The following is a 23,846-nucleotide window of genomic DNA, read 5'->3' as shown; positions in this document are numbered from 1 at the left end:
GATATTGGTCATTTCACGGGGGTCATTTCACCGCGCCGGCCATCAGGCCGCGGATGTAGAAGCGCTGCAGCAACAGGAAGAGCACCAGGCACGGCACCATCATCACGGTGACGCCCGCCTGCACCGCGCCCCAGTCGATGGCGCCGAAGCGGCCGGACTGAAGTGCGGTCATCATGATCGGCAGCGTGAATTTGGACTGATCGGTCATCAGCACGAGTGCGGCCAGGAATTCGTTCCAGGCGCCGAGGAAGGCAAACAGTGCGATGGTGACGATGCCCGGCCAGACCAGCGGCAGCATCACCTTCAACAGCATGGTGACGTTGTTGGCGCCGTCCATGCGCGCGGCCTCCTCGATCTCGCGCGGCACCGCGTCGAAGGCGTTGCGCATCATGAAGATCGAGAACGGCAATTGCAGCGTGGTGTAGACCAGGACCAGCCCGGTCAGCGTGTTGTGCAGGCCGACCTTGGTCAGCACCAGGAAGATCGGCGTCAGGATGGACTGGAAGGGGATCATGATCGTCGACAGGATGACGATGAAGAGCACATCCTTCATCGGAAAGCGGAAGCGCGAAAAGCCATAGCCGGCCAGCACGCTGACGACGACCGACAGGATCACCGTCATCGACGCGACATAGAGGCTGTTTTGCGCCGGCAGCCAGAGGCCGTCGCCAAAGGTGTCGAGCGTGCGATAGTTCTCGACCGAGAAGCCGGTCGTCGGCCACGGCGGCAGCGGCGGCTGGCGCGCCTCCTGCGCCGGCTTGAAGGTCGACAGCACGGCCCAGACGATCGGCGCGATGAACAGCACTGAGGCGATCATGCCGGTCGAATGCTCGGCGACCCTGAGCCAGAGGCGGCTGCTGCGGCTTCTTGCCTGCGGCATCAGTCGATGCCCTCCGGCTTGCGCAGCAGCCACAGCTGAACCAGGCTGAGCACCACCAGTATGGCCAGCAGGATCATCGACAGCGCCGCGCCATAGCCGAGCTTGAACGAGACGAAGGACTGGTTGAAGATCCAGTAGACGGCGGTCAGCGTCTGGTTGCGCGGGCCGCCGCGCAGGATGATGTAGAACTGGTCGAAGGCGAGGATCGAACCGGCGATCGACAGGATCAGCGCCAGCGCCAGCGTGCGGCGCATCAGCGGCAGGGTGATGGCGCGAAAGCGCGCGAACGGCCCTGCCCCGTCGATCATCGCGGCTTCCTGCAGATCGGTCGGGATCGACTGCAGGCCGGTCATCAGGATGATCATGGTGAATCCCGCCACCTTCCAGACGACCATGGCGATGATCGACCAGAAGGCCGGCTGGAAGGTCGCCAGAAGGTTGAACTTTTTCCCGGTCAGGCCGAGGTCGTAGGCGGCCGGGCTGAACAGGCCGGAATCGACATTGAGCAGCCACGACCAGAGCAGGCTGGCGGAAGCGAAACCGACGACCGCCGGCATGAAGAAGGATGTCCGGTAAAAGCCGGTCAGCCGCCTGGGCTTTTCGATGAACAGCGCCAGCGGAAAGGCGACGGCGAAGATCACGATGGTGACGATCACGGTGTAGTAGGCGGTGAAGCTCAGCGCGTTCCAGAAACGGTTGTCGCGCAGGATCGCCCGGTAATTGTCGAAGCCGATGTAAAAATGCTCGCCCATCAGCGGCCAGTTGTGCAGCGACATCCAGGCCGTCATGCCGAGCGGAATGATGAAGAAGACGACCACCAGCGCCACGGCCGGCGCGACATAGAGCAGGCCGATCCACTGCCGGCGACCGGCGCCGACCAGTTTTCTGGCGCGTGACGGGGTGGTGGTGGTGATGGTCATTTACCCTCCCCCTTGTGGGGAGGGTCGCTGCGCAGCAGCGGGGTGGGGGGGGGGGGGGGCCCCCCCCCCCCCAACCCCCCGACCCCACCCCCCCCGGGGGGGGGGGGGGGGGGGCGCCCGGCGGGGGGGGGCCCCCCCCCCCCGCGCCGCCCCCCCATCCGAACCGGTCCGACCTCCCCACAAGGGGGAGGTAGGGCGTCGGTGCCATGATTGCGAATGCCAGAGGTCATGCTGCTCTTCCGTTGGATCTCGTAGGGCGGTGGGACACACCTCCCCCACCCCGCTGCTTCGCAGCGACCCTCCCCACAAGGGGGAGGGTAAGGAGCGCCGGCCGCCCGTCCAGGGAGACGGACCGGGCGGCCGGATCAGGACCCGCGACGGCAAGGGCGTTGCACCGCCCTCGCCGCCGGCCAGTCCTTATTTCTGCGCCTGGTCGATGATCGACTGCATGGTCTCTTGTGCATTGGCGATGGCGCCATCGACGTCGTCGCCGAAGACGACCTCGTTGATCATCTGCGTCCACGGACCGTTGGCCGAGTTGATCAGGTCGTTGAACACCACGGAATAGGGCGTGCGGCCCTTGGCCATGGCTTCGGCGGCGATCTGGTAGCGCGGATCGAGATCTTTCAGCGCCTCCTTGGCGATGTCGCCGCGCACCGGCAGGCTGCCGTATTTGGCCAGGATGGTCTGGCCTTCGAGCGAATAGGCGAAATCGAGAAACTCCTTCACCACGGCGAGCTTCTTGGTGCCCTTGGTGACGACGAAATTGTCGCCGCCGGCAAACGAAGACCAGCCGCTGTCCTTGCCCGGCAGGAAGGTGACGCCATAGTCGATGTCCGGATACTGCGTGTTGAGCGCGCCGATGGCGAAGGCGCCGGACGGCGAAATGCCGATATTGCCGGTGGCGAACGCGGCAAAGAAGTTGGCGCCGGTGTCGGTCTGCGCGCCGGCCGGCACCAGATCCTTCTTGACCATCGAGCGGTAGAGGTCGATGGCGCCGCGCAGCTGCGGGCTGTCCAGCGTCGCCTTCGAGCCGTCCTCGGAGAGGATGTCGCCGCCCGAGGCCCAGATCAGCGGCGTGAAGGTGAAGATGTTGCAGCCGCCGCAATTGCCGGAGAAGTAGAAGCCCTTGATGTCGCCGCCAAGCGCGTTGACCTTTTCGGCATCGGCCTCGATCTCGGCCCAGTTGGCCGGCCCCTTGTCGGGATCGAGACCCGCCTGCTTGAACAGTTTCTTGTTCCAGATCAGCACCGAGGCGTCGGCCGAGAACGGCAGCCCATAGATGTGGTCCTTGTAGGTGCCGGTCTTGACATGCGCCGGCGACAGGCTGGCGAAATAGGGCAGCGATTTCGCCCAGTCGGTGATGTCCTCGAGCTGGCCGGCGGCGGCAAAGGACGGCGTGTAGATCAGGTCGAGCGACAGCGCGTCGGGCGCCGTGCCGCCGGCGGCGGCGGCGCCATATTTCGGGATGATCTCGGCATTGGGAATGATGTCGAGCTTGACCTGGTTCTCATGGCCCTTGTTGAAGGCGTCGACGATGCGCGGCATGAAGTTCGAGCCGTCGGCGCGAACCCAGATGTTGGCGGTGTCGGCGGCCATTGCAGGCAAGGCAATGATGCTCGCGGCGAGCGCGAACCCGGTAATCATGGTCTTCACCGTTTTCCTCCTCATGTTTTCTTCTCCTCCCTGTTGCGGCGCAGATCGCGCCGCGCGTTCTCCTAGCCGCCCAATGGACGGCCGCATGACTGACGCACCACCAGCCGGCACGGCAGTTTTCGAATGCCCGGCGCGGCGGGTTCGCCACCGACGAGCGAAAGCAGTGTGAGGCCGGCCTCGCGGCCGAGCGCTGCCAGGTTCATGTCGACCGAGGTCAGCGGCGGGCGGGTTGCCTCCGCCACGATCTCCCAATTGTCGAAGCCGATGACGCCGACATCGCCGGGCACGCCAAGGCCGCGCTCGCGCAGCGCATCGATGACGCCGCGCGCGATCTGGTCGTTGCCGCAAAAGACCGCGTCGGGCTTTTCACCCTTGCCATCGAACAGCTTGCCCACCGCCTCGTGCCCCCAGGCTTCCGACCAGGAACCGAGCAGGGGTTCGCTGACCGGCAGGCCGTTCTCGGCCAGCACATCGCGAAAAGCCTGTGCCCGCTCATGCACCACGGCAAAACTTTCGGGACCGCTGACATGGGCGATGCGCCGCCGCCCGAGGCGGCAAAAATGCTCGACCGCCAGCCGCGCGCCGCCGGCATCGTCGGAGACGAAGGCGATGGCGCCGGGATCGGGCTGGCTGAAGGCGTAGATGACGGGCACGCCGAGATTGGCGAGGTCGACCGGCAAATGGCGGTCGATTCGCTTGCCGCTGGCGATGATGCCGTCGATGCGCTTGTCCAGCATCGCCTCCACATGCAGCTGCGCCAGGCGCGGATCGTCCTCGACATTGCACAGGAACACCGAGACGCCGGCATCGACCAGCGCATCCGAAATGCCCGACATGACCGGCAGCGAAAAGCGGCCATAGGTATCGTTGGTCAACAGGCCGACGGTAAAGGAGCGCCGCCGCAGCAGGCTCTGCGCCAGGCTGTTGGGGCGAAAGCCGAGCCGCTGCGCCGTCTCGCGAATGCGCTGCCGTGTCTCGGCGGTCATCCGCCCCTGCCCGTTCAGCGCCTTCGAGGCCGTGGCCACACTGACACCAGCCATCGCCGCGACTTCACGCAGGGTGATGGGTTGTTTGGCGGGTGCTGGCGGGGCGTCGGAAGCCATTGTTTGGGTGTAAGTCCTAGGGTTGGGAAAAGGTTTTCTCTTACTGGCCTGGTGCGTGTCGGGGTGGGTGGATGGCGGATGCTGCGGAGTTTGGGAAAAGGTTTTCTCAAAGGGAGATTAGGATGAGAATTTGGGAATGGCAAGGGGGCATGGTGGTGTTGAAGCTGCATTCGGCAGGGACAACAGAGGACCGGCCAAAGGTAAGAAGGGGAGTTATCTTGTTGGTTTCCGCGCCTTGCTGAGCCAGCCACTAGCGCCTTTAGAACATTGTCGGTTCTTAGGATGCTTTCCATCGCCGGGTTGTTTGGCTCTGGGTCATTAGTATAGCATCAACTCGGGTGACCGCTTGGGTGAACCAAGATTCTTTAAGGCTGGCGGCGCGACGAGGGGGAAATATGGTCCTGTCAACGGATGTTCGCAAAAGGAAGCTTACGGAGATCAGAGCGGCAGGAGATGGCCAAAATAAGCAAAAGCTCTACTATATGGGCCAAACTCAGAGTTTTGAAGTATTCCGCATCGATCTCGATTATCTGATCTATAATCGACATAATGGCCGCATCGAAGCAGAGATGCTCACTTGGGAGCAGGAGAATGCCGCTCCTATAGGCACTTATGATAGTGAGCTCCATGACAAGATCGGAAGCTTTCTGTGGGAGTCCAACAAGGGACGCAACAAGGCCACCCTCACCGATTTATCAAGCAAAGGCCAGCAGCGACCCGGCATCGTTAGTCTCGATGGTGTGATCATTGATGGCAACCGCCGTGCCATGCTTTTGCGCAAGCTGGGGGACCCAAAGGGTAAACAGTATTTTGATGCAATTATTTTACCGCATGCTTACGCCGACAATCAGGCGGAGATCGTTCGTCTAGAGACACAATATCAACTTGGAGAAGACTCCAAGGTCGAATATGGACCGCTCCAGAAGTACCTTCACGCCCGTCGGCTGCACGATGACCTCAACATCGGTGAGAATGAAATCGACAGCCTGATGGGCGAGCCGGCGGGCAACACCAAGAAGTTGCTTGAGATTATGCAACTGATGGATGATTATCTTGAGCATATCGGTTGTCCCAGGCTTTACCTGATGTTGAAGGATGCGGACGGTACGAAGGAGGGAATGTTCGTCGACCTGCATGCGGACCTGAAGCGGATCGGGTCGGGCAAAGCAAAGATACCCTGGGCGTTCGACGCGGAGATCGACCCGTTACAGCTTCGCCTTATCCAGTTCGACTACATACGTCTCGGCGACTTTGCCGACGCCAAAAAGGTTTATCGCGAGATTTCCCACCAGGGGAAGGACAGGAACTTCTTTGCGAGCAAGGACATCTGGCAACGGTTCAGGGATTCCCATACCGGTGAGATCGACCCGATCACCATGGACATAGGCTCGCTGGAAGAATTCATTCAGGCCGATCCAGACGCCTACGCAACGAAACTTGATGCCGCCCGCGCTCGGGACAACCAATGGAGCGCTAGGGTCAAGGGTCCAATGACTGGCAATTTCCGTCAGGCGAGTTACAAGCTCGCCCTCGCGAATGAGGTACTTAAGCCCGGTGAATATCTGAAACGAGCCAAGGACCAGCTCGACAAAATCGACATCAACAGCGATGCACTGCTTCTGTCGTCCGAGAATATGGACCTAGCGGTGGAGATCAGCCGTATTGCATGGGAAATCAAGAAGCGGTTCGACCGCAACAGCCCCAAGAAGCTGGCTGGCTGAGCCATACGATGGCGAAGGTCGAGTACGATCCAGCGGACGAATTCCTCCTTGTCCGCGAGGTTGGAGCCGCTTCGCGTCATCCTTTGCTTGCGGCATTCATGCGGCAGGCCGGTGGCAAACTTGGTGATGACGGCACTTTGCGAATCCCCACTGCGCCCGAAGACTTGACTACCCGCTATCCGACCCTGACGCGCTTGTTAGAGAAAATTGGTGTCACACTTGAGACCAGCAACAATGTCTCCGACGCGCTCGATCAGGTCGAAAGCGAAGAACGTCGGTTCACCGAGTTTTCCCGCGAGGCCTATGAAATCTGGCACGCCCAGATCGATACCGAAGCCTTTCGTGGATTCGTCAAGGTCGTCGAGCAGGCATGTCCGAACCGGACATTTTACCGCAAACAGCTCCTCTCGGCCTTCCATCTGGCATTTTCGCAGAATGCCTGCAATTTCTCGGTCCCAGGATCCGGAAAGACATCGGTTGTCTACGCCGCTTATTCCTACCTTCGCAGCCTTCCGGCGGAAAATCCTAAGTCGGTGGATCGGCTGCTGATTGTAGGGCCGCTATCATCGTTCAAAGCTTGGGAAGACGAATATGCATCTATCTTCGGCAACAAGCCCCCGAGTCGGCGCATTTCTGGAGGCATTGCCGCTCTCGATCGGACCGATCATCTCCGCGGCATCACGATCACATCGAGGTCGACGGAACTGACGCTGACGACGTATCAGACGCTAGCCAACATGGAAGATGAATTCCGCATCTTCCTCAAGCATGTAGGGCCTCGCACCATGATGGTGCTCGACGAGGCGCATTACATCAAGAGTGGCGACGGCATGCAGGCGGCGGCGGCGCTACGCTTGGCGCCAATGGCGCGGTCGCGGGTCGTGCTCACTGGTACGCCAGCACCAAACGGGTACGAAGATCTCGCGAACCTTTTCAAGTTCATCTACCCCAGCCGCAATATCATCGGATTTCCAACGGCCTCCCTGCGTGCGATGACGGACGGCTTGATGCCGAACGCAGTCAGTGAGCTGAAAACGAGGATTCAGCCCTTCTATACTCGCATCCGAAAGGTGGATTTGGGACTGCCGAGCATGCAAGAGGAAAGGATCGCAGTTCCCCTGGATGGCGAACAAGAGCGTATCTACCGCAGCCTGGAAAGCCGTATAGTACCTCATCTCCGTCAGCAGTTCGACGACCCTCAAGCCAACGTCCGTTTGCGCGCCCGGTTGATCCGATTGAGGCAGGCCGTTGTCAACCCTGAGTTGCTCTTGCGCCCGCTCGAACAGGAAGAAGGCATATTCGACACAGGCGGGACCGGTGATCTCAATTTCAACGAACTCGAGGTCGCCGAACTTATTCGAGACTTCCACGCAGTGGACAAGCTCGCCAGACTCGATGTTTGCAAGACTTTGGTCAGTGACATCCTCCAATTACAGGGCAAAGTGCTAATCTGGTCGTATTTCCTTGGAAACCTCGATCTTCTCCGGCGCAGCTTTGGGCCTGTCGCGCCTTTCGTGGAGGTCCTGACCGGCGCCACGCCAGTCGCGGGCGACGAGGACGAGAGCGCGGTTGAGATTGGAACCCGCGAGGACATCATCGATCGCTTCCATGCGACCGATGGCAAGGCAATCTTGATCGCAAATCCGCAGGCGGTTGGGGAATCGATCTCGCTTCACAAGGCCTGTCGGTCGGCAATCTACTTCGATCGTGATTTCAATGCCGGCAGGTTCATCCAGTCAAAGGACCGCATCCACCGTTACAATCCTGACGGCGGCGGGCCGGTAACCTACTATCATCTTGTGACCCCAAACACCGTGGATCAGGACATAGACATGCGCTTGGCCGTTAAGGAGCGGCGCCTCGCCGATCTTGTAGATACGGCTGACATCCCGTTGTTGACCGCTGCCGACGATGAGAACCTTGGCGATCTCCGTGCGATCTTCGAAGCCTATGAACGCCGCAAAACTCAGTGACGGCCTGTTGCCGGCGACATCGACCCTAGCTCTCGTCGATCTCGTTCGGGATCGGGCCGGTGGAACCACACAGGAGCAATTGATCCGCGATCTCGCGGCGTCAACTCCAATTTCCTGGTCGCGAGCGTGGAACACAGTCGCCAAGCTGCTTGGCTATGGGGTCATCGCCACATCTTCCACAGGGTTGATCCGCCTCGCGGGCGACTTCGCAGAGAATCCGATGACCCTAATCTCGGATTCTATCGCGCGCGAGCTAGTCGGCCGCCTTGTCAAGGAGAGGGCTTGGGGATGTATGCGGCTTGATCCCAGCGGCATGGTGACAATAGACGCAATGACCATGCCGAAGATGGGTGATGGTCTTGGCATGTGGGTGACAGATTTCGAGATCGCGGCCCGCGACCGGACCGAGGCTCGTTTCTGGGAAGTCACTGAGCGGTACCGAGCCGTATTCATCTCAGCCGTGCGAGAGGCCAATGCGGCACGGCCGAAGCACTCGAAATCAGCCGAAAAGCTCGCTGCGGATTTAGCGCGGCAGGCCGAAATGGGAGAGGCTGCCGAGCTATGGGTACTTGAGTACGAGCGAAACCGGCTGCGAAATCACCCATTCCAAGACCAGATACGGCGCATATCTGTCGATGATGTGTCAGCAGGATACGACATCATGTCGTTTGCAGCACATTCCTCGCTTCAGCACGATCTCTTCATCGAGGTTAAGTCATACGGTGCGACAAAGGCGTTCCACTGGTCAAGGAACGAGATCGCTACTGCCGCGGAGTTCGGCGAAGAGTATGCTCTCTATCTTGTGGATCGTACGCGGACCTATCAGTCCAGCTATTCTCCGCATATCATCTCAGGACCCTCACCTGAGATGTTCGCACTACCGGGAAGCGGCTGGAAGGTCGAGGCAACGTCGTTCGAGCACGTTGCACTCTTAGGTTGAATTTATTGCCGCAACCGTGTCTCGCCAATAAACTCAACCAGACGATCGCGCAGATGCTCCGCATCAAGTGTCTCACATTCCCAGATCGTCAGGATTACCCAGCCTACTTCAGCGGCAGCCTTTTCCAGCCGTTCGTCGCGCTCCCTATTGCGAGCAAACTTCGCTTGCCAGAAGGCTGTACGGCTCTTGGGTAGCCGCGACAGGCTGCAGCCATGCGCGTGCCAGAAGCATCCATGTACCTGGATGCCTTTGCGGCGAGCCGGGAACGCGATATCCGGACGGCCCGGTACCTGCGCCAACTGAGTGCGGAAACGGTACCCAAGACCATGCAGCAGTCGCCGGACGATGAGTTCAGGCTTGGTGTCCGCTCTTCGGATGCGTGACATGAGGGCGCTTCGCCCCGCTGGCGATAGACGATCAACCATACGCCGAATATAGGGCGGGGGTCTCCCCGACCATAGTCACCCCATCCCAAAAGCTGGCTTTCTGCTAGCCGGGCTCCGATGCGCGTGACCGTCGAAGAGCGGATTGACTGCGGAGCCGATCAGCAATCCCGCAAGGATCGTTGTGGCGTTTCTTGCTAGCTTTGCTAAACCCGGCAGTTTTTCAGCTTTTGAACCGTGTTCGTTGATGATCGCCTTCTCAACCAGAAGGCGGGCCTCGCCGTCGTATTTTGAGAGCACATCGACAAGCGCTGCTCCGACCTGATCAAGCTTGTCCAGCACCATAAACGCGCGTGTACCTCCCGGTCCCCGGTGAGCCCACACAGCTTGCATGTTGGGTATGTCGGCGGTCGCGATGAAGCGCTTCACATCGTCAAGCGCAGTCTTGACCACAGCACTTAATGCCGCCGACATGCCGTGCGCGAGGTCCTGTGCCAATGCCTCATCCAGCGCCACTGCATGGATCGCCTTTGAAGTCCCGAAATAGAAGGCCATCCGCCAAATGACGACATCGCCCGAGCGGTCATTGCACAGCTCAAACCGGACGCCGCTTTTGAGTTGAAGGCTTGGAATAGCGAACCTGAAGGTCCTATCCGATGGATACTTTGCGCCAACTCTATCGGGTGCCGTCTCAACCGGTAACGGCACGGGCCGTTTCAAATACTTGCCAGCCTGGTCGAGCGAAAGGACTTCGTTTGCCGCATGATCCTGGAGCGCGTGACCCATGAGATAGGCGAAGGCAGGCGGCACTGCATTCCCGATCATCCTTAGCTTCTGACTGTAGTTGGCGCCATAGAATTGGAATGTAATTGGGAAACCCTGCAAGCTAGCGCGCTCACGTAAGGTCAACCGACGGAACGCATCAGGGCGATCTTGCGTGGCTATGACAATACTCTCGCGGGATACCCGAGTGCATGTTGCCGTAATCGTGCGAACGCTGCGATGGAGCGGATCCGGGAAAGGCATGGCATTATAGACCGTGTGGGTCATCTTGTTTGCACAGTTGATGCGTACCTCCTCAGTGCTGAGGATGTCCTCTTCTACGTGATCTGTCACCTCCGCTCGCGGCATCGTGATACCAAATAGGGGATCGTCCACGCAGTCGTTCGCCAAGGCGGTGATCACGTCCCCAAGCGTACGCATTTTCGCTTTCTCTCGATAGGACTGCAGCAGGTCGACATCGAAATTGCCAGCGATGCATCGGCGCCGACGTTGGGGGAGTCCGTACTCGGCCATATCAACGATATGTGTGGCACAGCCAAGGTGGGCGAATTCCGCTAGCGCGCCTCCGGATCTGAGCTCCATTTCAATGATCTTGGCCACGCGGGGGACGTTCTCCATCGCCCATAGCCTTGGTTTAAGACGATCTACGATATTTAGGAATCTGATGATGTCCTGCAAACCGTCAGCGATGTCGCCGCCGCCCCCCCTGTTGCTGAACGAGAACTGCGTACAAGGCGGGCTCCCCACAACGATGTCGATCCCCTTTGGCAAATCCTCCAAGGACAGCCGCCGGATGTCGACAGTTTGCGCCTGATGGGAATTGTTCTTGAAGTTGGTTTCGTTTGCTGGCCCCCAAAGCTCATACGAAGCCACAACATCGATTCCTGCCAGTCGGAGGCCCAATGACCACCCTCCTACGCCAGAGTAGAGATCGATCGCCTTTAGTTTCCTGGCAGTCACGAGTCGCCCCTGAATTCGCTGTACCCCTATGAATAGTTCCTTGGCGGGTTTGGCAAGATCTTTATGCGGCTTAGAGCGCGAGCACCAGTAGCGCCGCCTTCTGAGCACCAGACCCTACTGCATCTTGTGCGCCCCAGACACACTCCACAAATCAAAATTCAACAGTTCGGAAAAACCGGCGAAAAGATCGGGTGGCATAAGCTTCCCAGTCGGGATTCCGCGTTCTTCCTTTTTGGACCACCAACAAAATCGCAGCGGCGGCGCATCGCCTGCCCCAGCGGCGGCATGAACAGCCGGGCGATGCCCAGGTAGGACCTGCATTCACCAGGTCAGCTTCATAATCCAAACAGTCCTGGCGTCAGATGCGATGGCGGAGCGCGTCGATGATCACCGCCATGGCAGGGGAGAGCTGTCGCCTGCTCGGATAGTAGAGGTGATAGCCGGCAAATGGCGGGCTCCAGTCGTCAAGCACGAGCCTGAGGCGTCCCTCGGCGATGTGGTGGCTGACGAGGTTTTCCGGAACGTAGGCGATCCCGAAGCCGCTTGCCGCAGCCTCGATCATGGGAATGGACGAATTGAAGGTGAGTTGGCCTTCCACCCGCACCCGAAGGTCGCGGCCGTCCCTGGCGAATTCCCAGGCATACAATCCGCCGAACGTCGCCTGCCGCATATTGATGCAGTCATGGTCGACCAGGTCCTGGGGCGCGGTCGGAACCGGATGGCGGGAAAAGTAGTCCGGCGAAGCCACGGCCACGAGCCTCCAATCCGGCCCGATGCGCACCGCGATCATATCCCGGTCGATGCTCTCGCCAAGCCGCACGCCTGCGTCGAAGCGCTCCTCCACAATGTTCTTCATGCCGTTGTCGCTGTAGAGCTCGACGCGAACGTCGGGATTGTCGTTGAGCAAGGGCTGGAGCTTCGGCCAGACGGTCGTCTGGAGCGCATGGTCGGACAGGGTGATGCGGACCGTTCCGGAGGGCTTGTCGCGAAACGCCACCAGGCTTGCGAGGTCGGATTCGATTTCCTCGAAGCGGGGAACGAGAGATTGGAAAAGTCGCTCGCCGGCCTCGGTCGGAGAGACGCTCCGCGTCGTACGCGTCAGCAGGCGGACGCCAAGACGAGCTTCAAGCTCCTTGATTGTCGAACTCAGGGTCGACTGCGAGGTTCCGAGCTTTGCCGCCGCCCTGGTGAAGCTGCGCTCCCGGGCGACCGCCACGAACCAGAGCAGATCCTTCATGCCATCGCGCTGCACAGGGCACCTCCCGTCGGACATTCATATCATGAGCAGATAAGTCCATGCGGATTGCTTAGTCTACTTAAATGGGTTCCCCTGCAATATCTTCCAGCAGCGACGGGAATTTGCGGCTGATCCGTCCGGCGCTTTGCCAGGATGCCAATCATGGAAACCACATACGACACAGGGCTTGTTGAAAACCGCGCCGCATGGGGCGCGGTGTTGTCGATGGCGCTGTGTGTTTTCGTGCTCATCGCATCGGAATTCATGCCGGTCAGCCTGCTGTCGCCGCTAGCGGCCGATCTCGGCATCACCGAGGGCCGGGCGGGACAGGCGATCTCGATTTCGGGCGCTTTCGCCGTCGTGACCAGCCTGCTGGTCGCCGGCCTCCCGCGCCACATCGACCGCCGACTGGTCGTGACCGGCTTCACCCTCCTCCTCATCGTGTCCGGTCTGGCTGTCACCTTCGCGCCGAACTACGCGTTGCTCATGGTCGGCCGGGCGCTGCTCGGCATCGCGATCGGCGGGTTCTGGTCGATGTCGACCGCGATCGTCATGCGCCTCGTGCCGCAAGACATGGTTCCGAAGGGTCTCGCCATGCTGAACGCCGGCAATGCCATTGCGGCCACCATCGCCGCGCCGCTGGGCAGTTTTCTTGGCGCCTATGTCGGCTGGCGCGGCGCTTTCTTCCTCGTCGTGCCGTTTGGCCTCCTGGCGCTGGCCTGGCAGTGGACAAGCCTGCCGGCGCTGCCGCCGCGCCGCAGGAATCGTGCCGGCAATCCGCTGGCGCTGCTCGGCCGTCTTCCCGTCGCCACCGGCATGGCGTCGATCATGATGCTGTTCATGGGCCAGTTCGCGCTCTTCACCTATCTGCGGCCCTTCCTCGAGAACGTCACCCGGCTCGATATCGCCGCCCTCTCGGCGGTCCTGCTGGCGATGGGGCTGGCCGGGGTGCTCGGCACATGGTGCGTCGGCCGGCTCTTGCGCACGCGTCTGTTCAGCATCCTCACCGTCATCCCGCTGGTCATGGCTGCGCTGGCCGCCGCGCTCATCGCCTTCGGTGCACTCCCGGGTCCCACAGCGCTGCTGCTCGTTGCCTGGGGCTTCTTCGGCATGGCCGCGCCGGTTGGTTGGGGCACGTGGCTCAGCCGAACATTGCCGAACGACGCGGAGGCCGGCGGCGGGTTGCAGGTAGCCGTGATCCAGCTCGCCATCACCGGCGGCGCGGCGATCGGCGGCACGCTGTTCGATACGGTCGGCTGGTGGGCACCGTTCACTCTGGGCGCGCTGCTGCTCTGCGGATCGGCGCTCGCCGCCCTCGCCGCAGCGCATATGGCCCGGAGGTCTTTGCCATGACGATCGAACGTGCGCCGCTCAGCCGCCGGACATTGCTCGGCGTCGCGCTCGCGGTGGCGGCCCTGCCTCGCACAGCCGCCAGCCAGGAAAGCCAATCTCCCGTCGGCCAGGAGCCCACCGAAATGAAGATCAGGATGGTTTTCAACGGCCGCATCATGACCGCCACGCTCTACGACAATCCCTCGGCGCGCGACTTCTTCTCCATGCTGCCGCTCGACCTCGAGATCGATGACTACGCCCATAACGAGAAGATCGCCTATCTGCCACGCAAGCTGACCGAGGAGGGAAGCGGCCCGTTCGCCGACGAGCAGCCCTACGACCTGTGCTATTTCATGCCGTGGGGCAACCTGGCCATGTTCTACGCCGACTACCGCCATCCCGGGCTGATCAGGCTTGGCCGCTTCGACGAGGGCGAGCAGGCCCTGCACATTCGCGGCAAATTCCCGCTTCGCATCGAACGCATTTGAGGACGCAAAGGAGATCACCATGGACATTCTTCGCGCCGGCACCAGGCCTTCCGGCAAGGGACCGCCTGACTGGTTCACCGGAACGGTGCGGATCGATCCGCTCTTCAATCCCTTCGACGCCGAGCGGGTTCAAGGCGCGCAGGTGACCTTCGAGCCTGGCGCCCGCACCGCCTGGCACACGCATCCGCTCGGCCAGACGCTGATCGTCGTCTCCGGCCTGGGCCGAGTTCAGCGCGAAGGTGGCCCGGTCGAGGAAATCCATCCGGGCGATGTCGTCTGGTTCGCGCCCGGCGAAAAGCACTGGCACGGCGCGTCGCCTCAGACCGCCATGACCCACATTGCCCTCCAGGAGGTCAAGGACGGCAAGGTCGTGGACTGGCTGGAACATGTCAGCGACGCCGACTACGGCGCCTGATCTTCTCCCCTCGAAAGGAACCAACATGCTTGCAACCGTTCTTCACAAACCGGGCGACATCCGCTGCGAGGAAATCGCCGATCCGAAAATCATGCGGCCGACGGACGCCATCATCAAGCTGTCGGCAAGCTGCATCTGCGGCTCGGACCTGTGGCCCTATCGCGGGCTGCAGCCGGTCGCCGGGCCGATGCATATGGGCCACGAATATTGCGGCATCGTCGTCGAGGTCGGCGCAGAGGTGCGCACGGTCCGCCCCGCCCAGTTCGTCGTCGGGTCATTCTGCCTCTCGGACAATACCTGCCCGCATTGCCGCTTCGGCTTCCAGTCGTCTTGCGTGCAGCGCGAGTTCATGTCGGGCGCGCAGGCGCCTTACGCCCGCGTGCCGTTGGCCGATGGCACACTGGTCGCCACCGCCGAGGTGCCGCCGGCCGAACTCATCCCTGACCTGCTGGCTGTGTCCGATGTGCTCGGCACCGGCTGGTATGCGGCCGACGCAGCCGAGGTCCGCGAAGGATCGACGGTGGTGGTGGTCGGCGATGGTGCGGTCGGCCTGATGGGCGTGCTTGCGGCCAAGGAGATGGGCGCCGAGCGCATCATCGCCATGAGCCGGCACGCCAGCCGCCAAAAGCTCGCCCGCGAGTTCGGCGCCACCGAAATCGTCGCCGAGCGCGGCGAGGAAGGCGTGGCCCGCATCAAGGAACTCACCAAGGGCGTCGGCGCGGACTCCGTGCTGGAATGCGTCGGCACGGGAGAATCCTTCGACCAGGCGCTGGCCTGCTCCCGCCCCGGCGGCACCATCGGCTATGTCGGCGTGCCGCATGGCGTGAACTTCGACGGCCAAAAACTATTCTTCGGCCAGAAACGAATGCTGGGCGGCCCGGCGCCGGTGCGCCGTTTCCTGCCCGACCTGATGGACCGTGTGCTGCAAGGTCGGATCAAGCCCGGCAAGGTCTTCGACCTCAAGCTGCCGCTGGCCGAGGTCGCTGAAGGCTACCGCGCCATGGACGAGCGTCGCGCCATCAAGGTCATGCTTTCGGTGTGAGCAGCAATCGGGCGGACGGCCTGTGCGCACCCACAACTCAGAAAAGGGACAACATATGACGATGAGATTGAAGATTGCCGCCCTTGCGCTTGCGCTTTCGGTCGCCACGCCAGCTTTCTCGCAAGAGCCTGCGATCATCGGCGCATGGCGCATGACGTCGCTGGAGGCCGGCGCCGAGGGAAACCTGAAGCCCGTGCCCTATTCCGGCCAGGTCATCTTCACCGAGGCCGGCACCCTCTCGGTGCAGGCGCAGAACCCCGACCCCAAGGCGCCGGACACGCCTTACACGGCGAATGGCTACGAAGCCTATTACGGGCCGGTCGCCATCAACGACCAGGACAAGACTTTCGTCATCACGATCGAGTCCTCCCTGGTCCGCAACCTTGTCGGCAAGAGCATGAAACGCAAATTCGAGGTCTCGGACAACAAACTGGTCCTCACGCCTGACAACCCGACCGAAGGCTGGCGCGTGACCTACGAACGCTACTGATCCGAACAGTTGGATTACCGATTGACCAAAATGGCGCGGATGTCAGACCGAAATGGCGTCATGGCGGAGCTGGTGCCGATCATGGCGGCCGTCTTCGCCGGCTTCCTGCTGATCGGCCTGGCGCTACCCGTCCTGCCGCTGCATCTTCACCTGCAGCTCGGCTTCGGCCCCTTCGCAGTGGGACTGGTGACGGGCAGCCAGTTCGTCGCTTCGATGCTGTCGCGCATCGGGGCTGGCAACTATGCCGATGGACGCGGCGGCAAGCGCGCCGTCGTCGTCGGCCTCATTGCCGCTGCCCTTGCCGGGCTATTTTACCTCGGCTCGCTGGCATTGCTCGACCGGCCGGTAGCGTCCGCATCGGCGCTCTTCGCCGGCCGGGCAGTACTGGGCGCGTCCGAGAGCTTCATCATCACCGGCGGCGTCGCCTGGGGCCTCTCCGTTGCGGGCGGACAGAACTCCGGAAAAGTCATAGCCTGGGTGGGCACGGCCATGTTTGCGGCGCTCGCGCTGGGAGCGCCGGTCGGATCTGCGCTCTATGCGGCGAGCGGTTTCACCGCGATCGCGCTCGCGACGATCGTCCTGCCGCTGGCGACGCTGCTTGGCATCCTGCCGATGCGCGACACCAGCGCCGTCGCGGGCAGCGTGCCGCAGTCATGGAGGAGCGTGGCGAAAGCGGTCTGGCTTCCTGGCGTCGGAGCTGCTTTCAGCAGCCTCGGCTATGGTGCTATTCTGGGCTTCGGCGCCCTGCTCTTCTCCGAGCGGGGCTGGCAGCCGGTATGGCTTCCGTTCACGGCCTATGCCGCGTCGCTGATCGTGGCAAGGCTGTGCTTCGGCCACCTGCCCGACAGGCTTGGGGGCGCACGCGTCGCTGTGATCTTCGTTGTGGTCGAGGCGGCAGGGCTGATGCTGATCTGGCTTGCGACCGGGCCTGTTGTCGCCGCGATCGGAGCGGGCCTGACTGGCCTCGGCTACTCGCTGGTCTATCCCGGCCTCGGCGCCGAGGCCGTAAGCCGTCTTCCGTCGCGCAGCCGCGGCCTGGCCATGGGACTCTACACCGTCTTCCTCGACGTGGCGCTCGGCTTCGGCAGTCCGGCGCTCGGCCTGGTCGCTGCGTCGACCGGGCTGCAATTCGTCTTCTTCGCCGTCGCGGCGGCGACGCTTCCGGCGTTGGGCATCGCTCTGCTGCTGGGTCGCCGTAGCGCTCCATTATAGACAGCTCGCCGGCGCCGTCCGCATGAGGTTCGCTCATAGTCTCTTTCCGGGTCGCCACTGAGGCTGAACCCCTGCCCCGCAAGGGTCAACGAGGCCCGGCAAATCCCCGCCCAGACACACTCCAGAAACAAAATTCAACAGTTCGGAAAAACCGGCGAAAAGATCGGGTGGCATAAGCTTCCCCGTCGGGATTCCGGGCACTTCCTTTTTGGAAGCCCTCCACCAACAAAATCGCAGCGGCGGCGCAGTGCCTGCTCCAGCGGCGGCATGAACAGCCGGGCGATGCCCGGCGAGGACGAGAAAGTATGGACATGGACTACGATATCGCCGAACTGGACAGCGACGCGGCAATGCCGATCGGCGGCCTGCCAGGCATCGATGCGCTGGCACGGATCGCTCGCGGCCCGACAAGGGACGGCCAGGTCCTGACGGGCGCCGACTTTGCCCTGCAGCCGGGTGAGCGGCTCGATACGGTGTTCGAGCAGCTCGCCGTGACATTCGCCACGTTGCCGGCGGTGATCTCCGACGGGCGCGTGTGGACCTATCAGGAGCTGAACAGCCGCGCCAACCAGTTCGCCCGCATGCTGATCAAGCACGGCGTGCGGCCGGGCCACCGGGTCGGGCTCATTCTCGACCGGTCGGCGGAGACCTATGTGGCGTTGCTGGCGGTGATGAAGGCGGGGGCTGCCTTCGTGCCGCTGGCCACCGCGTTTCCGCAGGAGCGGATGGCGCTGATCATCGAAGACGCCGGCGTCAGCATGATCGTCACCATCGCCGCCTATGCGTCGCGCGCCGGTCAACTGCCCGTTCCCCATGTACTGATCGACAGCGCCGCCGCCGACATCTCCACACAGTCGCCCGCGCCGCTGAAGCAGCAGGCGAACGACGACATCTGCTACATCCTCTATACCTCGGGCACCACCGGCAAGCCCAAGGGCGTGGTCATCACGCACCAGAGTTTCGTCAATTTCATACACGTCGCCGCCGCCTCCTATGGCTACCGGCCGGGCGACCGGGTCTATCAGGGCATGACCATTGCCTTCGACTTTTCCTCCGAAGAGATCTGGGTGCCGTTCGTCGCCGGCGCGACGGTGGTGCCGGCACCTGGCCAGATGCCGCTGGTGGGCGAGGAACTGGCGGATTTCCTGCGCCTCCATGACATCACCTGCATGGCCTGCAGCCCGACATTGTTGTCATCGATGACATCGGATGTGCCCAGCCTGCGCACGCTTTTGGTGGGCGGCGAGGCCTGCCCCCACAATCTGGTGGTGCGCTGGTCGAAGCCGGGCCGGCAGATCCTCAACACCTACGGGCCGACCGAGGCGACCGTCACCGCAACGATGGGGGCGCTGACGCCGGACCGTCCGGTGACCATCGGCGCTCCGTTGCCGACCTACTCGATCGTCATTCTCGACGCTTCGCTGCCGCAACTTGCCGAGCCCGGTGAACTGGGCGAGATCGGCATTGCCGGCATCGGGCTCGCCGTCGGTTATCTGAACCGGCCGGACCTGACCGACCAGAAATTCATCGCCGATTTCGTCGGCCTGCCGAACAACCCGTCGCAGCGCATCTACCGCACCGGCGATCTTGGCCGGATCAACGATAGCGGCGAGATCGAGTATGCCGGGCGCATCGACACGCAGGTGAAGATTCGCGGATATCGCATCGAGCTCGGCGAGATCGAGGCGGTGCTGCTCGACCAGCCCGAGATCGCGCAGGCCGCCGTCACCACCTGGGAGATCGAGCCCGGCCGCGTCGAACTGGTTGCCTATTACGCGCTTAAAACCGGCGTAGCGGCGATTTCCCGAGGGGATCTCGCCCAGACGATGAAGCGGCGGCTGCCGGACTATATGGTGCCCGCCTATCTGGAGGAGCTGCCCGCCATCCCGATGACCGTCTCCAACAAGGTAGACCTGCGCCAACTGCCGAAGCCGACGAGCGTCCGGCTTTCGGCCGATCGCACGATGGTGCCGCCCGGCAATGAGGACGAGCGATTCCTGGCGGAAGCGCTGGCCACGGTGCTGAAATTCGACGCGGTGTCGGTCGAGGATCACTTCTTCGACGATCTCGGCGCCAACTCCTTGCTGATGGCGCATTTCTGCGCGCGCGTGCGCACCAGGAAGGAATGGGCGACGACGTCGATGCGCGACATCTATCTCTATCCCACAGTGGCGCGCCTGGCGCTGCATCTGGGGGTAGCGGAGGAGATGACGACGGCAACCAACGAGCCGGTCCTCACCCGCCGGGCCTCGAATTTCGCCTACTGGACCTGCGGCGCGGCGCAGCTTTCGTTCTACGGCCTCTACAGCTACGTGGCGCTCTGGGCGATCAATGACGGCCTCAACTGGATGTATGACGCGCTCGACGATCCGCTGCAGCTCTATATCCGGTGCGTGGCGCTTTCGGCGGCCGTGTTCTTCGGCATGTCGGGCTTTGCCGTCCTTGCGAAATGGGTGCTCATCGGCCGGTGGAAGGCCGAGGCGTTTCCGATCTGGGGCGTGCGCTACTTCCGCTTCTGGGTGGTCAAGACATTGATCCGCACCGCGCCCGTCGTGCTGTTCCGCGGCAGCCCGCTCTACAGCCTCTATCTGCAGCTGCTCGGCACCAAGCTCGGGAAAAACGCCGTCATCGAATCGAAATCCGTGCCCGTCTGCACGGATCTTATTTCCATCGGCGCCAACACCATCCTGCGCAAGGAATCGATGATCCTCGGCTTCAGGGCCCAGTCCGGTTATATCCACACCGGGCCGCTGACCATCGGCCGCGATGCCTTCGTCGGCGTCGGCTCCACGCTCGATATCGACACCAGGATCGGCAACGGCGCCCAGCTCGGCCATTCGTCCTCGCTGCATCGCGGGCAAAGCATCCCGGACGGCGAGCACTGGCATGGATCGCCGGCGGTGCCGACCACGGCGGACTATTGCAAGGTGCGCAATGTCAATCCTTACCAGGTCCGGCGCTTCCTCTATGAAGCGCTGCAGCTGGTCGGCCTGTTTGGCCTTGTCACCCCGCTGCCGCTCCTGTTCCACAGCTACTGGGAATATGTCGGCGACGACTATCAGGAGACGATCGGCCTTGTCGCAATCGGCACCACGGTCACGCTTTTCGGCTATATCGCGGCGGCTTTCCTGGCAGCGACGCTGGTGCCGCGCCTGACCAGCCTCATCTTGAAGCCGGGCCGCACCTACACGCTTTACGGTTTCCGCTACTGGCTGCAGACCGTCGCCGAATTCGCCAGCAATTCCCGCGTGCTCGGGCTCCTGGCCGGCGACAGCTCGGCAATCGTGCACTACATGCGCGCCATCGGCTGGAACCTCAACAGAGTGGTGCAGACCGGCTCCAATTTCGGCTCCAACCAGCAGCATGAAAACCCGCTTCTGTGCGAGATCGGCACCGAGACCATGGTCTCGGACGGGCTGTTCATGATCAACATGCACAAGTCCGCCTCGGCCTTCAGGCTCGAGCCGACGCGCATCGGCGAACGCAACTATCTCGGCAACAACATCTACTATCCGCCGGACGGCCGCACCGGCGACAACGTGCTGCTCGGCACCAAGGTGATGATCCCCATCGACGGGCCGGTGCGCCAGAATGTCGGCCTTCTCGGTTCGCCTGCCTTTGAAATCCCGCGCATGGTGAACCGCGACAAGGAGCTTATAGCCGGCGTCGACGAGGCCGACCGGCGCCGGCGCATCCCGCACAAGAACCGCCACAACCTGGTGACCATTCTTCTGTTCCTGGCAACGCAATGGGTCATGCTGTTCGTCACGCTGGCGATCTGGGACCGGGCGCTAAACTACTATACGGAATGGGCGGAGGTCGCCCTGTTCGCCGCCGTGCTTTTGACCTCGGCGATCACCATTCCGTTCTACATTCTGGTCGAGCGGGCAAGCCTTGGCTTTGGCCGGTTAAAGCCGCAGATGACGACGATCTACGACGTCGCCTTCTGGCGCCACGAACGCCACTGGAAGCTGGCGGATTCGCCGATCGTGCGCCTGTTCGCCGGCACGCCGTTCCGGCCGATGATCCTGCGCCTGCTCGGCGTCAAGGTCGGCAGCCGGGTCTATGATGGCGGCAGCAACCTGACCGAGCGCTCGCTGGTCGAGATCGGCGACGACGTCACGCTCAACGAGGGCTGCGTCATTCAGGCCCACTCGCTGGAAGAAGGCGCGTTCAAGTCCGATTTCATCCGCATCGGCGATGGTTGCACGCTCGGACCTTCCGCCTTTGTCCACTACGGCGTGGTGATGGGCAAAGGCTCGATGGTCGACGCGGACTCCTTCGTGATGAAGGGCGAAGAGCTGGAACCCAACTCGATCTGGCGGGGCAACCCGGCCAAGCTGCATCGCTTCGTCGAGCCGCTGCCGGAGGATAGCGTCAAGGCAACGGCTTGATGGGCGCAGACGTCCGTCTCGTTTCGGTGACTGCGGCCAACCGGGCCCTGGTCGCGGCTCTGGAACTGGCCGCGGATCAGATCGATTTTGTCGCCAGCAATGCGGAGTCGCTGGACGAAGCCGAAACCGACGGGGACGCACGGCCGCGCGTCGTCATGGCAGGGGATCGCGTCGTCGGTTTCCTGATGTATGAGGCGCCAGAGGACGACGACGAGGCGCGGATCTACCGCTTCATGATCGATCGCGTCCATCAGGGCCAAGGCTACGGCAAGGCCGCTTTGCGCGAAGTGCTGGATGAAATCATGCGGCTCGGCCACATCAGCCACGTTTCGATCTGCTACGAACCTGGGAATGAAGCGGCACGCCGCCTCTATCGCGCTGCCGGTTTCGTCGAAGAAGGGCCCGACGAGGACGGGGAAATGATCGCCGACCTCGCTCTGCGGGGCGAACAGCCATGACGCGCCCGCTCGATGCCGGCGCCAGCCTGTCGGCGCAGTTGCTGGCGGCGATGGCCGCCATGGCACCCGCCGGCGTTCGGATCGGATGCCGCACGATCCGCGAAGGCGATGAGAACCATTTGCTGCCGCAGGAAGCACACTCCATCCCGTCACGCCTGCCGCTGATGCGGCGGGCGAGTGGCGCGGCGCGGTGGATCGCGCACGAGTTGCTGGCGGATATGGGCTTGAACGACGTCGCTATCCTCCGCGGCTCCTCCGGCGCACCGGTATGGCCTCATGGAGTAACGGGGTCGCTGGCTCACGACGACGAGATGGCCGTGGCGGCCGTCGCGCCGCTCTCCCACGTCGCCTCGCTCGGCATCGATATCGAGCCCGCTTTGCCCCTGCCCGACGACATCTTCGCGCTGGTTGCAGCCCCCGCTGACCGGATCGACGCAACCGACCCGTATCTTGCCGGTCGCATCCTTTTTGCCGCCAAGGAAGCTGTCTACAAGGCCGCCTACCCGCTTGATGGCGAAGTGCTGGGCTATGAGGACATCACCGTCGATCTCGACGCAAGCGACGCTGTGACGAAGACGGGCCGCAGAGCGAGACTGGTTTACTGCGTTGCTCCGTGTGTGGTCGTTCTGGCGTTTGTCGATGGTGTCCGAAGCGCCCCCCTTTAAGCGCGATGGGCCAGCGCCCGACAGCAACGCCTGCTCAACAAAGCGCTTTTTTTTCGCAGAGCGGTCGCAAAAGGCTCACACGGTTCGTCCTTTGACAGAAGAAGGAGAGCGCCATGAGAAACCTTATTGTCACCGAATTCATCAGCATCGATGGCATCGCCGAGGTCGAGAAGCTGCCCAGCGTGACCTGGAACGATGAGATGCAAAGGTTCAAGGAGGACGAGCTTGCCGACAGCGGGGCCATGCTTCTGGGGCGCACGACCTACGAGATTTTTGCCGGCTCTTGGCCCAAGGAAACCGGAGACTTCGCCGACCGGTTCAATGCGCTGCCGAAATATGTCGCGTCGACAAGCCCGAAGGCACTCGACTGGAAACCGGCCGAGTTGCTGAAGGGTGTGTTGCCGGAAGCGGTTCGGGCGCTGAAGCAAGGCAGCGGCGGCAACATCTATGTGCATGGCAGCCTGAGCGTCGCGCGGGAATTGCTGCGCCATGGTCTGGTCGATCGCGTCAGGCTGCTGAGCTACCCTGGCTCCGTCGGGGAGGGCAAGAAGCTGTTCCCGCCCGATATGCCGGTGGCGTTGGAGCCGATCTCGACCGTACAGTTCAGCAATGGCGTGGTGGCGCTGGAATATGCGGCTGGGAGGGTGTGAGACGCTGGTGGGGTAATCTCCCCTTTAGGGGAGATGTCGCCGAAGGCGAGGTAGTGTGCTGAGAGTTCTGCAAATTCGCTGAGAGGGGGCGGTCATGGCAGGCTGGTGATTGTTCACGTCACCTGATTCCCGCGAAGGAACGCC

Annotated in this window: 20 protein-coding genes; 13 read left to right on the top strand and 7 right to left on the bottom strand. The window is 62.2% G+C overall.

Annotated features, from left to right (window positions below; all coding sequences use genetic code 11):
• Positions 1 to 22: 22 nt before the first annotated feature.
• From NKJ18_RS29875 to NKJ18_RS29860, 4 genes are all read right to left on the bottom strand, one after another.
• Positions 23 to 880, bottom strand: a complete 858-nt coding sequence (locus NKJ18_RS29875) for a carbohydrate ABC transporter permease (protein ID WP_352761151.1) — start codon at positions 878 to 880, stop codon at positions 23 to 25.
• A complete protein-coding gene (locus NKJ18_RS29870; protein WP_352761150.1) occupies positions 880 to 1,800 on the bottom strand; it encodes a carbohydrate ABC transporter permease in 921 nt (306 codons plus the stop codon). Before NKJ18_RS29870 ends, NKJ18_RS29875 begins: the two co-directional genes overlap by 1 nt.
• Before the next feature lie 417 nt (positions 1,801 to 2,217).
• Positions 2,218 to 3,471, bottom strand: coding sequence for an ABC transporter substrate-binding protein (locus NKJ18_RS29865; RefSeq protein WP_502906187.1), 1,254 nt, complete (start codon positions 3,469 to 3,471; stop codon positions 2,218 to 2,220).
• A 47-nt stretch (positions 3,472 to 3,518) separates the two neighbouring features.
• Positions 3,519 to 4,559 (bottom strand): LacI family DNA-binding transcriptional regulator, encoded by a 1,041-nt coding sequence (locus NKJ18_RS29860; RefSeq protein ID WP_352761148.1) that lies wholly within the window; start codon positions 4,557 to 4,559, stop codon positions 3,519 to 3,521.
• A 338-nt stretch (positions 4,560 to 4,897) separates the two neighbouring features.
• On the opposite strand from NKJ18_RS29860, the gene NKJ18_RS29855 reads away from it, so the two are divergent.
• Genes NKJ18_RS29855 through NKJ18_RS29845 form a run of 3 tightly spaced genes read left to right on the top strand, consistent with a single transcriptional unit; the run spans position 4,898 to position 9,193 of the window.
• A complete protein-coding gene (locus NKJ18_RS29855) occupies positions 4,898 to 6,280 on the top strand; it encodes a hypothetical protein (protein WP_352761146.1) in 1,383 nt (460 codons plus the stop codon).
• Between the two features lie 8 nt (positions 6,281 to 6,288).
• Positions 6,289 to 8,253, top strand: coding sequence for an SNF2-related protein (locus NKJ18_RS29850; RefSeq protein ID WP_352761144.1), 1,965 nt, complete (start codon positions 6,289 to 6,291; stop codon positions 8,251 to 8,253).
• On the top strand, positions 8,231 to 9,193 hold the full coding sequence (locus NKJ18_RS29845) for a protein NO VEIN domain-containing protein (RefSeq protein WP_352761143.1): 963 nt from the start codon (positions 8,231 to 8,233) through the stop codon (positions 9,191 to 9,193). The genes NKJ18_RS29850 and NKJ18_RS29845 overlap by 23 nt, the downstream gene beginning before the upstream one ends.
• 2 nt (positions 9,194 to 9,195) lie before the next feature.
• Here NKJ18_RS29845 and NKJ18_RS29840 read toward each other — a convergent pair whose 3' ends face one another.
• The 3 genes from NKJ18_RS29840 to NKJ18_RS29830 form a co-directional block, all read right to left on the bottom strand.
• Entirely contained in the window at positions 9,196 to 9,618 is a 423-nt protein-coding gene (locus tag NKJ18_RS29840) for a very short patch repair endonuclease (RefSeq protein WP_352761142.1), read from the bottom strand.
• Between the two features lie 36 nt (positions 9,619 to 9,654).
• Complete coding sequence (locus tag NKJ18_RS29835; RefSeq protein WP_352761141.1) at positions 9,655 to 11,319, bottom strand: DNA cytosine methyltransferase; 1,665 nt, start codon at positions 11,317 to 11,319, stop codon at positions 9,655 to 9,657.
• A 358-nt stretch (positions 11,320 to 11,677) separates the two neighbouring features.
• Entirely contained in the window at positions 11,678 to 12,556 is an 879-nt protein-coding gene (locus NKJ18_RS29830; RefSeq protein WP_502906189.1) for a LysR family transcriptional regulator, read from the bottom strand.
• Between the two features lie 162 nt (positions 12,557 to 12,718).
• Between NKJ18_RS29830 and NKJ18_RS29825 the strand changes: the two genes are divergently transcribed.
• From NKJ18_RS29825 to NKJ18_RS29780, 10 genes are all read left to right on the top strand, one after another.
• Positions 12,719 to 13,909, top strand: coding sequence for an MFS transporter (locus NKJ18_RS29825; RefSeq protein WP_352761138.1), 1,191 nt, complete (start codon positions 12,719 to 12,721; stop codon positions 13,907 to 13,909).
• The gene (locus NKJ18_RS29820; RefSeq protein ID WP_352761136.1) at positions 13,906 to 14,376 is read left to right on the top strand and encodes a cyclophilin-like fold protein; all 471 of its coding nucleotides are present in this window, start codon (positions 13,906 to 13,908) and stop codon (positions 14,374 to 14,376) included. The genes NKJ18_RS29825 and NKJ18_RS29820 overlap by 4 nt, the downstream gene beginning before the upstream one ends.
• A 19-nt stretch (positions 14,377 to 14,395) precedes the next feature.
• Complete coding sequence (locus tag NKJ18_RS29815; RefSeq protein ID WP_352543686.1) at positions 14,396 to 14,791, top strand: (R)-mandelonitrile lyase; 396 nt, start codon at positions 14,396 to 14,398, stop codon at positions 14,789 to 14,791.
• Between the two features lie 25 nt (positions 14,792 to 14,816).
• Positions 14,817 to 15,833, top strand: a complete 1,017-nt coding sequence (locus NKJ18_RS29810) for a zinc-dependent alcohol dehydrogenase family protein (protein ID WP_352761133.1) — start codon at positions 14,817 to 14,819, stop codon at positions 15,831 to 15,833.
• 61 nt (positions 15,834 to 15,894) lie between these two features.
• A complete protein-coding gene (locus tag NKJ18_RS29805) occupies positions 15,895 to 16,323 on the top strand; it encodes a lipocalin-like domain-containing protein (protein WP_352761132.1) in 429 nt (142 codons plus the stop codon).
• 30 nt (positions 16,324 to 16,353) lie between these two features.
• Positions 16,354 to 17,535 carry an arabinose transporter gene (locus NKJ18_RS29800; protein WP_352761131.1) on the top strand — a complete coding sequence of 394 codons (1,182 nt, stop codon included), beginning with the start codon at positions 16,354 to 16,356 and terminating at the stop codon, positions 17,533 to 17,535.
• Positions 17,536 to 17,840: 305 nt separating this feature from the next.
• Positions 17,841 to 21,929 (top strand): Pls/PosA family non-ribosomal peptide synthetase, encoded by a 4,089-nt coding sequence (locus tag NKJ18_RS29795; protein ID WP_352761129.1) that lies wholly within the window; start codon positions 17,841 to 17,843, stop codon positions 21,927 to 21,929.
• Positions 21,929 to 22,387, top strand: coding sequence for a GNAT family N-acetyltransferase (locus tag NKJ18_RS29790; protein ID WP_031199606.1), 459 nt, complete (start codon positions 21,929 to 21,931; stop codon positions 22,385 to 22,387). The genes NKJ18_RS29795 and NKJ18_RS29790 overlap by 1 nt, the downstream gene beginning before the upstream one ends.
• Positions 22,384 to 23,052 (top strand): 4'-phosphopantetheinyl transferase family protein, encoded by a 669-nt coding sequence (locus NKJ18_RS29785; protein WP_023832847.1) that lies wholly within the window; start codon positions 22,384 to 22,386, stop codon positions 23,050 to 23,052. Before NKJ18_RS29790 ends, NKJ18_RS29785 begins: the two co-directional genes overlap by 4 nt.
• Before the next feature lie 113 nt (positions 23,053 to 23,165).
• Positions 23,166 to 23,702: a dihydrofolate reductase family protein gene (locus NKJ18_RS29780; protein WP_023712768.1), complete on the top strand. Its 537-nt coding sequence runs from the start codon at positions 23,166 to 23,168 to the stop codon at positions 23,700 to 23,702.
• Positions 23,703 to 23,846 lie beyond the last annotated feature (144 nt).

The sequence above is a fragment of the Mesorhizobium sp. M0217 genome (assembly GCF_040321955.1).
Classification (GTDB): Bacteria; Pseudomonadota; Alphaproteobacteria; order Rhizobiales; family Rhizobiaceae; genus Mesorhizobium.
The sequence above is the reverse complement of the archived record's forward strand: the minus strand, read 5'-3'. Positions and strand labels throughout refer to the sequence as shown.